This is a genomic window from Kitasatospora xanthocidica, from assembly GCF_014656195.1.
In the GTDB taxonomy this organism is placed as follows: Bacteria; Actinomycetota; Actinomycetes; order Streptomycetales; family Streptomycetaceae; genus Kitasatospora; species Kitasatospora xanthocidica.
Genome location: NZ_BNBY01000006.1, coordinates 412,872 through 425,570 on the forward strand (window position 1 = coordinate 412,872; position 12,699 = coordinate 425,570).

The window sequence follows — 12,699 nt, forward strand, 5'->3', positions numbered from 1 at the left end:
GTATTGTACGGTCACGCGCCGCTCGTGCGTGAGCAATTCCCGCTACGAGCTGCAAACGCCTGAAAGCAGACGGTCACGCAGGTTACCGTCGGTTCTGTGTTTGCTGCAGAACGTCGCCAGTTGATCCTCGAAATGGTGCGCGCCAACGGAGCCGTCTCGCTCCGGGAGTTGGCCCGCGTCGTCCAGACCTCCGAAGTGACCGTGCGCCGGGACGTGCGGGCGCTGGAGGCAGAAGGGCTCCTCGACCGCCGCCACGGCGGCGCGGTGCTCCCCGGCGGCTTCAGCCGCGAACCCGGATACCCGCAGAAGACCCACCTCTCCGCGGCGGAGAAGAGCGCCATCGCGGACCTCGCCGCCGGCCTGGTGGAGGAGGGGGACGCGGTGGTGGTCGGGGCCGGCACCACCACCCAGGAGCTGGCCCGCCGGCTGGCCCGGGTACCCGGTCTGACGGTGGTCACCAACTCGCTGCTGGTCGCCCAGGCGCTGGCGCACGCCAACCGGGTCGAGGTGGTGATGACCGGTGGCACCCTGCGCGGCTCCAACTACGCCCTGGTGGGCAGCGGCGCCGAGCAGTCGCTGCAGGGGCTGAGGGTCACCAAGGCCTTCATCTCCGGCAGCGGGCTGACCGCCGAGCGCGGGCTGTCGACCGCGAACATGCTGTCCGCGAGCGTGGACCGGGCACTGGTGCAGTCGGCCGCCGAGGTCATCGTCCTCGCCGACCACACCAAGCTCGGCACGGACAGCATGTTCCCGACCGTCGCCACCGAGACGATCACCCGGCTGGTCACCGACGAGCAGGCCACCTCGGAGGACGGCACCGCCCGCGAGCTGGACGCGCTGGCCGACTGCGGGGTGCAGATCGACCTGGCGCCGATCGGGGCCGCCCCGAGCGGCGACGCCCCGGTGCACGGCACCGGCAGCGGGCCCGTCCACCAGACCCAGCCCGGCCCGCTGGCCCGCCGCACCGCCCCGCCCTCCGGCGGCGCCCCGCTGCCCGGCCAGCGCCGCCCCGGCGCCCACGGCGGACCGGGCGGGCCGGTCGGCCACGGCGGGATGCCGGTCCGGCTGGCCGAACTGGGCCTGCCGCGCGGCCGCTGAGCCCGGCGGGCCGCCGCCGCTCCGAAACGCGACCGCTCCGAAACGCGATCGCTCCGCCCCTTCCGAAACGCGACCGCTCCGAAACAAGACGCTCCGAAACGCGACCGGTCCGCACGCCCCGAGGGCGTACGGACCGGTCGGAGCTTCCGGACGGGTCAGTCCTTGATCTCGCAGAGCGCGGCGCCGCTGCTGACGCTCGCGCCCACCTCGGCCTTGAGGCCGACGACGGTGCCCGCCTTGTGGGCGTTCAGCGGCTGCTCCATCTTCATCGCCTCCAGGACCACGATCAGCTCGCCCTCGGCGACGACCTGGCCCTCCTCCACGGCGACCTTGACGATGGTGCCCTGCATCGGCGAGGCCAGGGTGTCACCGCTGACGGCCGAGCCGGCCTTCTTGGCGCCCACCCGGCGCTTGGCCTTGGCGGCACCCGCCGCACCGGCGGCCGGGGCCGCGGCGACGCCCAGCGAGGACGGCAGCGAGACCTCGATCCGCTTGCCGCCGACCTCGACCACGACGGTCTCCCGGCCCTCGGCCTCCTCGCCCTCACCGGCGCCGCCGGCGAACGGCGGGATGGTGTTGGCGAACTCGGTCTCGATCCACCGGGTGAAGACCGTGAACGGCTCGTCGCTGCCGTGCACCTCGGGCGCGAACGCCGGGTCGGTGACGACCGCCTGGTGGAACGGGATGGCGGTGGCCATGCCCTCCACCTTGAACTCGCTCAGCGCGCGGCGGGCCCGCTCCAGGGCCTGCTTGCGGTCGCGGCCGGAGACGATCAGCTTGGCCAGCAGCGAGTCCCAGGCGGGGCCGATGACCGAGCCGGTCTCCACGCCGGAGTCCAGGCGCACGCCCGGGCCCGACGGCGGGGCGAACAGCGTCACGGTGCCGGGCGCGGGCAGGAAGTTGCGGCCCGGGTCCTCGCCGTTGATGCGGAACTCGAAGGAGTGGCCGCGCACCTCGGGGTCGCCGTAGCCCAGCTCCTCGCCGTCGGCGATCCGGAACATCTCGCGGACCAGGTCGAGGCCGGTGACCTCCTCGGTGACCGGGTGCTCGACCTGCAGACGGGTGTTGACCTCCAGGAAGGAGATCGTGCCGTCCACCGCCACCAGGAACTCGCAGGTCCCGGCGCCCTCGTAGCCGGCCTCCTTCAGGATGGCCTTGGACGCCCGGTACAGCTCGGCGTTCTGCTCGGGGGTCAGGAACGGCGCGGGGGCCTCCTCCACCAGCTTCTGGTGGCGGCGCTGCAGCGAGCAGTCACGGGTGGAGACGACGACCACGTTGCCGTGCTTGTCGGCGAGGCACTGGGTCTCCACGTGCCGCGGGTTGTCCAGGTAGCGCTCGACGAAGCATTCGCCGCGACCGAAGGCGGCGACCGCCTCGCGCACCGCGGACTCGTACAGCTCCGGGATCTCCTCCAGGGTGCGGGCGACCTTGAGGCCGCGGCCGCCGCCGCCGAAGGCCGCCTTGATGGCGACCGGCAGGCCGTGCTCCTGCGCGAACGTGACGACCTCGTCGGCGCCCGAGACCGGGTCCGGCGTGCCGGCGACCAGCGGGGCACCGGCGCGCTGCGCGACGTGCCGGGCGGTGACCTTGTCACCGAGGTCGCGGATGGCCTGCGGGGGCGGGCCGATCCAGATCAGACCCGCGTCGAGGACGGCCTGGGCGAAGTCGGCGTTCTCCGACAGGAACCCGTAGCCGGGGTGGACGGCGTCCGCGCCGGAGTCGGCGGCCGCCTTCAGGACCTTGGAGATGTCCAGGTAGCTGGTAGCGGGGGTGTCACCACCCAGCGCGTAAGCCTCGTCGGCCGCGCGGACGTGCAGCGCATCCCGGTCCGGCTCGGCGTAGACGGCGACGCTGGCGATACCGGCGTCCGAGCAGGCCCGGGCGACGCGGACGGCGATTTCCCCGCGGTTGGCGATGAGCACCTTGCGCACTGTGGCTCCCTTCTTGAACCTCGTTGAGTTTATGGATTCCTGGGCAGTACCGGCGAGTAGCCCCGGGTTGTGAACTATCCCACACGCTCGGTGATGGGATTCAGGGGTCGGAACCGGCCGGTAGGAAGACTCCGCAGCTCGTAGGGGTGGGGCCGCGGCGGCAGGGGGCCACAGGGGGTGACGGAGCGGCGGCGTGGCGGGACGGTGGCATGGACCACACTCTCGCCCGGACCGCTCAAGCGGCGCCGGAGCGGGCGGCGGGCCGCTGCACCGCCTCGGCCGTCACGTCGGCCACCAGCTCCACCATGTCCGGCCCGTACGCCTCCGGGTTGACGACCCGGAGCACCAGCGCGAAGGTGCCGTTGCGGCCGTGCCGGCGGGCGAGTTCGCGGTGGTGGGCGACCAGGTAGCGCACCCCGGCCTGGTTGGCGGTGCCGGTCTGGCCGGAGATCAGGAACACCGGACGGCCGCCGTCCGGGGTGGCGATCCGGGCCAGCAGGGTGTGCGCCTGGTCCTGGTCGGCCGTGTAGTCGCGCTCGCCCACCACCAGCACGTTGCTGCCCGGGCCGGGGCCCGAGGTGACCAGCACGCCCGGCAGGCCCCAGGCCAGGTGGGCGGCCATCCGCTCGTTGCTGACCGGGCCGCCCAGGCAGAGCTCGGTCTTGGCGCCCAGGCCCCGGTGCGCGGCGTCGTGCGCGACCAGCTCGGGCCGCGCGCCGCACTCCTCGACCAGCCCGGCCAGCCACATCAGGGCGTAGGCGTCCCGGCGGGTCACGGTGTTCGCGTGCGAGCCCGCGCCGACGCTGCGCGGCACCACTATCAGGCACTCGCTGTCGGCCGGCAGCCCGAGGAACTCCCGCACCCGTTCGACCCGGCGGCGCCGCCGCACGGCCTGGGCGAGCCAGCCGAGGCCGGCGCTGATGGCGCTGGCCACCAGCCCCAGCACCACGTTGAGCACGCTGTCGGTCATCGCCGCTCCCTCCCCCGTCCGGACGGCGGTCAGCTTAGAGGGAGGGACACCGGGTGCGGGAGGTCACGTCGTCCACAGATCGACGATGCGCACGTCGAGGTCGGCGAGCAGCCGGCGCAGCAGCGGCAGGGACAGGCCGATGACGTTGCCCGGGTCGCCGTCGATGCCCTCGACGAACGGTGCCGAGCGGCCGTCCAGGGTGAACGCCCCGGCCACGTACAGCGGTTCGCCGGAGGCCACGTACGCGGCGATCTCCTCGTCGTCCGGGGTGCCGAAGCGGACGGTGGTGGAGGCGGTGGCCGAGGACTGCCGGCCGGTCGCCGTGTCGATGACGCAGTGGCCGGTGCGCAGCACCCCGGCGCGGCCGCGCATCGACTGCCAGCGGGCGACGGCCTCGGCGGCGTCGGCGGGCTTGCCGAGCGCCAGCCCGTCCAGCTCCAGGACGGAGTCGCAGCCGATCACCAGCTCGCCGTCGGCGAGTTCGGCGGCGACGGCCTTCGCCTTGGCCTCGGCCAGCACGAGCGCGAGCTCGGCGGGGGAGGCGGCGGTGATCGCGTCCTCGTCGACGCCGCTGACCACCACGCGCGGGTCGAGACCCGCCTGGCGGAGCAGCCCGAGGCGGGCGGGGGAGGCGGAGGCGAGGACGAGGGAGCGCTGGTCGGTCATGGCCACCAGCGTAGGGGGTGCCGGTATCCCCCGTTCAGGTGAACGACCGGGAGATCATGATCAGGACGGAGCCCACCAGCACGATGGCGAAGAGCACCTTGCCGGCCCGCTGCATCCGCTCCTGCATCCGACGGGCCTCGGGCGAGGGCTCGTCGCGGGGGTCTGACCAGAGCACCCGTCCAGAGTGCGCCGTGCCCGGGGGCGGGCGCCTGAGTATCCGTACTCAGGTTTCCGGCGATCCGGACGGAAGGGCCCCGCGGTGCGGGACGTCCCGCACCGCAGGGCCTCGGTGTTCTCGTAAGGCTCCCGTACCGGTTTCAGCGTGCCCAGCCCGAGGTCCGCCAGGCGTCGGCGGCCGGGCGGAGGGCGGGGCGGAGCAGGCGGGAGCGGTCGTTCCAGGGGGAGGCCGGGCCGGCGCCGGCCTGACGCGCCGCCTCGGCGGCGGCCTGCGCGGCGGCGGCCCGGGCCTGGACCACCGCCAGAACGGTGGCCAGCTCCTCGGGGGTCGGCTGCCCGTGCAGCACGTGGATCGGGGACATGGCTGGTTCTCTCCCGACAGGGGTGGGGCCTACAGGGGGATGTTGCCGTGCTTCTTCGGCGGCAGCACCTCGCGCTTGCCGCGCAGCGCCCGCAGGCCCCGGACGATGTGCCGGCGGGTCTCGCTGGGCGCGATGACCGCGTCCACGTAGCCGCGCTCGGCCGCCAGGTACGGGTTGAGCAGGGTGTCCTCGTACGAGGCGATCAGCTCGGCCCGCTTCTCCTCGACGGTGCCGGCCGCCTCGGCCTCGGCGATCTCCCGGCGGTGCAGGATGTTGACCGCGCCCTGCGCGCCCATGACGGCGATCTGGGCGGTCGGCCAGGCCAGGTTGAGGTCGGCGCCCAGGTGCTTGGAGCCCATGACGTCGTACGCGCCGCCGAAGGCCTTGCGGGTGATCACGGTGATCAGCGGGACGGTGGCCTCGGCGTAGGCGTAGATCAGCTTGGCGCCGCGGCGGATGATGCCGTCCCACTCCTGCTCGGTGCCGGGCAGGAAGCCGGGCACGTCGACGAAGGTCAGCACCGGGACGTTGAACGAGTCGCAGGTGCGGATGAAGCGGGCGGCCTTCTCGCTGGCGTTGATGTCCAGGCAGCCGGCCAGGTCCATCGGCTGGTTGCCGACGATGCCCACCGACTGGCCCTCGACCCGGCCGAAGCCGGTGATGATGTTGCCCGCGTACAGCGGCTGGGTCTCCAGGAACTCGCCGTCGTCGACGATGTGCTCGATCACCTTGCGCATGTCGTACGGCTGGTTCGCCGAGTCCGGCACGATGGTGTCGAGTTCGAGGTCCTCGTCGGTGACCGTGAGGTCGGCCTGCTCCGGGTAGGACGGCGGGTCGCTCAGGTTGTTGGACGGCAGGTACGAGAGCAGGCTCTTGACGTACTCGACCGCCTCCTTCTCGTCCGCGGCCAGGTAGTGCGCGTTGCCGGACTTGGTGTTGTGGGTGCGCGCGCCGCCCAGCTCCTCCATGCCCACGTCCTCGCCGGTGACGGTCTTGATCACGTCCGGGCCGGTGATGAACATGTGCGAGGTCCGGTCGGCCATCACCACGAAGTCGGTGATCGCGGGGGAGTAGACCGCGCCGCCCGCGCAGGGGCCCATGATCAGCGAGATCTGCGGGATGACGCCCGAGGCGTGCACGTTGCGGCGGAAGATCTCGCCGTACAGGCCGAGCGAGACCACGCCCTCCTGGATCCGGGCGCCGCCGGAGTCGTTGATGCCGATGACCGGGCAGCCGGTCTTCAGCGCGAAGTCCATCACCTTGACGATCTTCTCGCCGAAGACCTCGCCGAGGGAGCCGCCGAAGACGGTGAAGTCCTGGGCGAAGACCGCGACCTGGCGGCCGTCGACGGTGCCGTAGCCGGTCACCACGCCGTCGCCGTAGGGGCGGTTCTTCTCCTGGCCGAAGTTGGTCGAGCGGTGCCGGGCGAACTCGTCGAACTCCACGAAGGAGTCCTCGTCCAGCAGTTCCACGACCCGTTCGCGGGCGGTCAGCTTGCCCTTGGCGTGCTGCTTCTCCACGGCCTTGGACGAGCCGGAGTGCACCGCCTCGTCCAGCCTGCGGCGCAGGTCGGCGAGCTTGCCCGCGGTGGTGTGGGGGTCGTACGGCGCCTCGGTCATCCGGTGGCTCTCCCTGATCCTTGGCCGCGACCTGTTCGAGTGCGAGCGGACCGGGTGGTGGGGGTCCGCGCAAGAGGGCAGGGCGGCGCTACGAACTACCGCTGGGTAGCGTAGCCAGCGCGGAGGGCGATCCGGCACGTCCTGGCGTTATGGCCATCGACACAGTTTTGTTGACGGCCGTTCTGCGGGACGATGGGGCGGCCTACGCCCCGCGGCCGTGCCCACGTCCTAGGGTTTCCCGCATGAACGCCTCCGACACCCCCCGCCGCAGCGGACTGCGCGGCTTCGGCCACTCCGGACCGTCCCCCTGGACCGACCTGGACCGCCCGCCGCTGGACGCGGAGGCGCTGCGCCACGACCTGCTCGTCCCGGGCGGTCTCTGGACCTCCCTGGACGTCGTCGCCGAGACCGGCTCCACCAACAGCGACCTGGCCGCCCGCGCCAGGGCCGGCGCCGCCCAGGGCGCCGTGCTGGTGGCCGAGGCGCAGAGCGCCGCGCGCGGCCGGCTGGACCGGCAGTGGACCGCCCCGGCCCGCTCCGGGCTGTTCCTGTCCGTCCTGCTGCGCCCCGAGGAGGTGCCGGTCGAGCGCTACGGCTGGCTGCCGATCCTGGTCGGGGTGGCCGCGGCCAGCACGCTCGGCCGGATCGCCGAGGTCGAGGTCGGGCTGAAGTGGCCCAACGACCTGCAGATGGAGATCGACGGCGCGGAGCGCAAGCTGGGCGGCATCCTCACAGAGCTGTCCGGCGGCGCCGTGGTCGTCGGCCTCGGCATCAACGTCACGCTGCGGGCCGAGGAACTGCCGGTACCCACCGCCGGCTCCCTCGCGCTGGCCGGGGCCGCCACCACCGACCGCGGCACCCTGCTGCGGGCGCTGCTGCGCGAACTCGCCGGGCTGTACCGGGAGTGGACGGCCGCCGCCGGCGACCCGCACGCCAGCGACCTGATGCGCGCCTACACCGACCGCTGCACCACGCTGGGCCGCCCGGTGAAGGTCCACCTGCCCGGTGACACCGAGCTGGCCGGCGAGGCGGTGGCGATCGACAGGGACGGCCGGCTGGTGGTCCGTACACCCGACGGCGCACGCCGGGCGGTCGGTGCGGGTGACGTCGTCCACGTGCGCCCCGAACCCCGCTGAACGGCAGTCTTCACCTCTCCTTGACCCGGGCTGATGCCCCGGATCCGGCGATTCCGTGCGAACATTCCACCTGGCAACGGTGTGAGGCGCGCCACTGCCCGCCCGGGTGGCGGGCGGTGCGCCCGGACAGGTAGGACACGAGGCGAGTGCGGCGACCGCACGGGGACGGACCGGTGGCAGAGGACGGCGGCAACGGCGCGACGGCGGGCAGCCACGACCCCACGGTCGCGCTCGAACTGGAACGCCTGATCCTGGACGCGCCACGCCGCTACACCCCGTACCAGGCCGCGCGCGCCGCCGACGTCCCGATGGAGCTGGCCACCCGGTTCTGGCGGGCCATGGGCTTCCCCGACATCGGCCAGTCCCGGGCCCTCACCGACGGTGACGTGATCGCGCTGCGGCGGCTGGCCGGTCTGGTCGAGTCCGGCCTGCTGAGCGAGTCGATGGCGATCCAGGTGGCCCGCTCCACGGGGCAGACCACGGCCCGGCTGGCCGGCTGGCAGATGGACACCTTCCTGGAGAACCTCACCCAGTCCGTCGAGCCCGGGCTGACCCGCGCCGACGTCGCCTACCCGCTGGTCGAGCTGCTGCTGCCGGAGCTGGAGCAGTTCCTGGTGTACGTCTGGCGGCGCCAGCTGGCCGCCGTCACCGGCCGGGTGGTGCAGGCCGCCGAGGATCACGAGATCACCAGCGGCCGGCTCGCCGTCGGCTTCGCCGACCTGGTCGGCTTCACCCGGCTGTCCCGGCGGCTGGAGGAGGAGGAGCTCGGCGAGCTCGTCGAGACCTTCGAGAACACCTGCTCCGACCTGATCGCCGGACAGGGCGGCCGGGTGATCAAGACCCTCGGCGACGAGATCCTCTACGTCTCCGAGGACCCGGCGACCGCCGCCGAGATCGCGCTGAGCCTGATCGAGGCGCTGGCCGGGGACGAGGCCATCCCGCCGCTGCGGGTCGGCATGGCCTTCGGCACGGTCACCTCCCGGATGGGCGACGTCTTCGGCACCACCGTCAACCTGGCCAGCCGGCTCACCTCGATCGCGCCCAAGGACGCGGTGCTGATCGACGGCGAGTTCGCCGCCGCGCTGGAGCAGAACGGCAGCGTCGCCCCGGCCGACTCGGAGGGGCCGGGCCTGGCCGAGGCGCTGTCGGCGGCCGCCGGGATGCCCGCCTCCGGGCTGCCGATGCCGGGGCCGGACGCCGGTGCCCGGTTCCACCTGCAGCCGATGTGGCGGCGGCCGGTGCGCGGGCTCGGGCTGGTCGAGCCGTGGCTGCTGACCCGGCGCCTGAGGGCGGAGTAGCCGGCCGCGAACGGGGTAGCCGCGAGGGTGCGGCCACTCCGGCGGCCTCCGGGTGCCTCTGACGGCCTCCGACGGTCTCCGGATGCCTCCGGGGGCTGCCGGGTGCCGAACGGTTGAAACCCGTACGGTCCGGCGCGGGTCCGTCCGGGCAAACGGGGCATAACCGAACGAAACCGCCATAGTCTTGGTGCAAGCGGCCGGTCGGGTGTGACCGGCCGACGGGGGTCCGGGCCGACCGGAGCCCCGGCAGGACCGAGCACAGGAGCGGGGCGAGCCGGTGAGCAGTGAGGCGATCATGACGGACCGCGGCTCGCGGCACCCGGACCCGCTGCCCGACCTGAGGCTGCAGTCCGTGGTCGAGCTGGCCCAGGACATGGCCGGCGCGCTCACCCCGCTGGAGGCCGTCCGGGCCGCCGCCGCCCGGGCCACCGAGGCGCTCGGCGCCACCATGGCCGCCGTCTCGGTCTGGGACCGCGAATCCGGCCGGCTGCGGGTCCTGGTCAACCACGGCGACCTCGCCCCCGGCGAGGAGGAACTGCCCGAGGACGAGTCCTACCCCGTCGCCGACTTCCCCGAGATCGTCACGTACCTGGAGGAGCGCTGGACCACCGGGCGGCTGCCGCGCGCCTGGCTGCAGTCCGCCGAGAACGTCGAACCGCACGCCGGCCACACCCACCCGACCGCCGGCGCGTACTGCCGGGAACGCGCCGCCGCGCTGCGCCGGCGCGGGCGGGCCTGCTGCGTGGTCGCGCCGATCGTGCTGCACGGGCAGGCCTGGGGCGAGCTCTACCTCGCCCGGGCCGTCGGGATGCCCGAGTTCACCGAGGCCGACGCCGACTACGCGACCCTGCTCGCCGCCCAGGTCTCGGCCGGACTCGCCCAGACCGAACGCCTCGCCGACCTGCGCAAGCTCGCCTTCTCCGACCCGCTCACCGGCCTCGCCAACCGGCGGGCCGTCGACGCCCGGCTGGAGAGCGCGCTGGAGGCGCACAACCGGGACAATACCGTGGTCTCGCTGGTCGTCTGCGACGTCAACGGACTGAAGCGGGTCAACGACCAGCTCGGCCACGAGATGGGCGACCGGCTGCTGGAACGGTTCGCCCACCAGCTCTCGCTGGCCGCCGCCAAACTCCCCGGCAGCCTCGCCGCCCGGCTCGGCGGCGACGAGTTCTGCCTGCTCGTCGAGGGCCAGAAGGCCGACGAGGTGGTCGCCGTCGCCGAGGAGCTCTGCGCCCGGGCCCTCGCGCTCTCCGAGGGCGAGGGCGTGGCCTGCGGCGTCGCCTCCACCGGCGACTCCATCGGGCCCGTCACCACCCCCGACCGGCTCTTCCGGCTCGCCGACGCCGCCCAGTACCGGGCCAAGGCCGCCCGGGCCGCCCACCCCGTCGTCGCCGGCCGCAGCCACGGCCCCGGCTTCGCACCCGACCCCACGGTGCTGCTCGCCGACGCCGCCGACCCGCACCACCGGGCCGACGGGCGGCGCGGAACGAACGGCCGGGCCGGCTCCGGCGACCGGCGGCGGTTCCGCGGCGCGGCCCACAGCGCCGACCCCGGCCAACTGCTCGCCGCCGTCCTCTCCGCCCTCGACCAGGCCGCCGCCGCCCGGGCCGTCCACCCCGCCGACACCCTCGGCAAGCTCGTCGTCGTCGCCGAGGCCTCCGCCCGGCTGCTCGACGCCGTCGGCTGGTGGATCTCGTACGTGCCGCCCGGCTCCCACCTCATGCGCACCGCCCAGCACGCCGTCTACCGGATGACCAGCGGGCCCAGCAGCTCCCGCGCGGAGACCCAGCGCGCCCAGATCGAGGCCCCCGACGCCGTCTTCGACCTGCGCCACTACCCGCTGACCCGCCGTGCCGTCCGCGGCGGCGCCTTCGCCCTCCGGGCCGGCGCGGCCGGCAACGACCCGGCGGAGGAGGCGATGCTCGTCGTCTCCGGCTACCGCGGCATGGTCGCCGCCGGCGGCCAGAACCCGGCCGGCGGCTGGCTCGTGGAACTCTTCGCCGACGACGCGACGCTGCCCCTCGGCCAGGCCGCCTGCGCCATGCGGGCCCTGGTCGCCGTCGCCCTGTCGGGCGCGGCCTCCCCGCCGGCGGTGTGAGGGGGCGGTGTTGCTGCTGGGGGCGGTCGGCCCGTGGAACTGGCCCTTCCCTCCGGTCGGGCCGCCTGCGCGATACGGCCCCTGGGCGCCGTAGCTGGCCGGAGTTCCGCGCGCGGGCGGCCTGTGGAGCCCTCCGTCGACGGTGCGGCGCTCCGCTCGGTCGGGCGGCGGCGCCGTCGTGTGTCGATTCGGTGACCGCCGCGTCGCGGGTGGGTCGCGGTCGGGGTCGGAGGGTGCCGTGGGTGGGTGGGGCGGTGGGATGGTGGACCGCCGGTCGGTCGGTCGGTCGGTCGGCCGGACGGGAACGGGGGCGGGTCATGGGCAGACGGTTGGTGGGCGCGGCGGTCGCCGGGGTGCTGGTGCTCGGCGGCGGGGTGGCGATGGCCGCTCCGGCGTCGGCGGCCGCGGTGGTGCGGCCGGCGGGTGTGGCGCGGACGGCTCCGGCACGGACGGCACCGGAGCGGGCGCCGCTGGCGCGGGACGGCGTCCGGGCGCACCGGATCAGCCAGCTCGCCGGGTCGAAGTCGAAGTCCAAGACGAAGAAGAAGGTCAAGCGCGGCTTCTTCCACGGGTTCTTCCACGGCTTCCTCGGCTGGCTGGCCGTGGTCCTGCTGGTCGGCCTGCTGGCCACGGTCCTGGTCGTGCTCTGGGTCAGGAGCCGGAACCGCCGCTAGGGCCCGTCCTGGCCGCGGGCGGGGTGAGGGCCAGCATCGCGGCGTCGACGAGCCGGTCCGCGTGGTCGTGGCTGAGCGGGCCGAGCCGGTACTGCCAGCGGTAGGCGAGCGGGCCGTAGAAGAGTTCGACGGCCAGGTCGAGGTCGGCGTCGGGGGCGATCTGGCCGGCCTCGCGGGCGGTGCGCAGCCGGTCGCGGGTGATCTCCAGCAGCGGGTCCAGCAGGCGGGTGCGGTACTCGGCGTGCAGCGCGGGGTCGTTGAGGATCTCGGCGGCGAGGCCCCGGAAGGTGCGGTCGGTGGCCGGGTCGGCGAGTTCGTCGGAGCTGGCGCGCAGGACGGTCCGGAGGTCGGCGGCGAGGTCGCCGGTGTCGGGAAGGGCGAGGCTGCCCTCGTGCTCGCTGGCGGCGAGGAAGGCGTCGAAGACGACCGCCCCCTTCGAGGGCCACCAGCGGTAGATGGTCTGCTTGCCGACTCCGGCGCGGGCGGCGATCGCCTCGATGGTGACCTTGCCGTAGCCGACCTCGGCGACGAGTTCGGTGGCGGCGGTGAGGACGGCGGCGCGGGAGCGCTCGCTGCGGCGGGCGGGGTCGGGAGCGGTTCTGGAGGTCATGGAGGAAAAGTCTAGGCGAAATGGCGAGACGAGACGTATTGTCTCCTCAAGACCTCGCGA

11 protein-coding genes and 1 pseudogene are annotated in these 12,699 nt (G+C 73.9%); 5 read left to right on the top strand and 7 right to left on the bottom strand.

Going from position 1 to position 12,699, the window contains the following annotated elements:
- Positions 1–132: 132 nt before the first annotated feature.
- Positions 133–1,098: a DeoR/GlpR family DNA-binding transcription regulator gene (locus IE332_RS14270; RefSeq protein WP_229928600.1), complete on the top strand. Its 966-nt coding sequence runs from the start codon at positions 133–135 to the stop codon at positions 1,096–1,098.
- Positions 1,099–1,253: 155 nt separating this feature from the next.
- On the opposite strand, the gene IE332_RS14275 is transcribed toward IE332_RS14270, so the two are convergent.
- The 6 genes from IE332_RS14275 to IE332_RS14300 all read right to left on the bottom strand — a co-directional run bounded on the left by IE332_RS14275 (position 1,254) and on the right by IE332_RS14300 (position 6,823).
- The gene (locus tag IE332_RS14275) at positions 1,254–3,029 is read right to left on the bottom strand and encodes an acetyl/propionyl/methylcrotonyl-CoA carboxylase subunit alpha (RefSeq protein WP_189916172.1); all 1,776 of its coding nucleotides are present in this window, start codon (positions 3,027–3,029) and stop codon (positions 1,254–1,256) included.
- A 235-nt stretch (positions 3,030–3,264) separates the two neighbouring features.
- A complete protein-coding gene (locus tag IE332_RS14280; RefSeq protein WP_189916173.1) occupies positions 3,265–3,999 on the bottom strand; it encodes a hypothetical protein in 735 nt (244 codons plus the stop codon).
- A gap of 63 nt (positions 4,000–4,062) precedes the next feature.
- Complete coding sequence (locus IE332_RS14285; RefSeq protein WP_189916174.1) at positions 4,063–4,665, bottom strand: nucleoside triphosphate pyrophosphatase; 603 nt, start codon at positions 4,663–4,665, stop codon at positions 4,063–4,065.
- A 34-nt stretch (positions 4,666–4,699) separates the two neighbouring features.
- Entirely contained in the window at positions 4,700–4,840 is a 141-nt protein-coding gene (gene mmpB, locus IE332_RS14290) for a morphogenic membrane protein MmpB (protein WP_189916175.1), read from the bottom strand.
- Between the two features lie 142 nt (positions 4,841–4,982).
- Positions 4,983–5,204: an acyl-CoA carboxylase epsilon subunit gene (locus IE332_RS14295; protein WP_189916176.1), complete on the bottom strand. Its 222-nt coding sequence runs from the start codon at positions 5,202–5,204 to the stop codon at positions 4,983–4,985.
- A gap of 29 nt (positions 5,205–5,233) precedes the next feature.
- Positions 5,234–6,823: an acyl-CoA carboxylase subunit beta gene (locus IE332_RS14300; protein ID WP_189916177.1), complete on the bottom strand. Its 1,590-nt coding sequence runs from the start codon at positions 6,821–6,823 to the stop codon at positions 5,234–5,236.
- 242 nt (positions 6,824–7,065) lie between these two features.
- On the opposite strand from IE332_RS14300, the gene IE332_RS14305 reads away from it, so the two are divergent.
- The 4 genes and pseudogenes from IE332_RS14305 to IE332_RS14320 all read left to right on the top strand — a co-directional run bounded on the left by IE332_RS14305 (position 7,066) and on the right by IE332_RS14320 (position 12,029).
- The gene (locus tag IE332_RS14305; protein WP_189916178.1) at positions 7,066–7,959 is read left to right on the top strand and encodes a biotin--[acetyl-CoA-carboxylase] ligase; all 894 of its coding nucleotides are present in this window, start codon (positions 7,066–7,068) and stop codon (positions 7,957–7,959) included.
- Between the two features lie 173 nt (positions 7,960–8,132).
- Positions 8,133–9,257: an adenylate/guanylate cyclase domain-containing protein gene (locus IE332_RS14310; RefSeq protein WP_229928582.1), complete on the top strand. Its 1,125-nt coding sequence runs from the start codon at positions 8,133–8,135 to the stop codon at positions 9,255–9,257.
- Between the two features lie 295 nt (positions 9,258–9,552).
- Positions 9,553–10,764 (top strand): annotated as a pseudogene (locus IE332_RS40940) (GGDEF domain-containing protein); the annotation flags it as partial.
- A 908-nt stretch (positions 10,765–11,672) separates the two neighbouring features.
- A complete protein-coding gene (locus IE332_RS14320; protein ID WP_189916180.1) occupies positions 11,673–12,029 on the top strand; it encodes a hypothetical protein in 357 nt (118 codons plus the stop codon).
- On the opposite strand, the gene IE332_RS14325 is transcribed toward IE332_RS14320, so the two are convergent.
- Positions 12,007–12,639, bottom strand: a complete 633-nt coding sequence (locus IE332_RS14325) for a TetR/AcrR family transcriptional regulator (protein WP_189916181.1) — start codon at positions 12,637–12,639, stop codon at positions 12,007–12,009. The genes IE332_RS14320 and IE332_RS14325 overlap by 23 nt on opposite strands.
- Positions 12,640–12,699: the final 60 nt, after the last annotated feature.

What these genes read in the sequence shown, in the direction of transcription:
- IE332_RS14295 (WP_189916176.1), bottom strand. Translation starts at nt 5,204, where the DNA reads ATGTCCCCGATCCACGTGCTGCACGGGCAGCCGACCCCCGAGGAGCTG.
- IE332_RS14280 (WP_189916173.1), bottom strand. Translation starts at nt 3,999, where the DNA reads ATGACCGACAGCGTGCTCAACGTGGTGCTGGGGCTGGTGGCCAGCGCC.
- IE332_RS14300 (WP_189916177.1), bottom strand. Translation starts at nt 6,823, where the DNA reads ATGACCGAGGCGCCGTACGACCCCCACACCACCGCGGGCAAGCTCGCC.
- IE332_RS14270 (WP_229928600.1), top strand. Translation starts at nt 133, where the DNA reads ATGGTGCGCGCCAACGGAGCCGTCTCGCTCCGGGAGTTGGCCCGCGTC.
- IE332_RS14325 (WP_189916181.1), bottom strand. Translation starts at nt 12,639, where the DNA reads ATGACCTCCAGAACCGCTCCCGACCCCGCCCGCCGCAGCGAGCGCTCC.
- IE332_RS14305 (WP_189916178.1), top strand. Translation starts at nt 7,066, where the DNA reads ATGAACGCCTCCGACACCCCCCGCCGCAGCGGACTGCGCGGCTTCGGC.
- IE332_RS14320 (WP_189916180.1), top strand. Translation starts at nt 11,673, where the DNA reads ATGGGCAGACGGTTGGTGGGCGCGGCGGTCGCCGGGGTGCTGGTGCTC.
- IE332_RS14285 (WP_189916174.1), bottom strand. Translation starts at nt 4,665, where the DNA reads ATGACCGACCAGCGCTCCCTCGTCCTCGCCTCCGCCTCCCCCGCCCGC.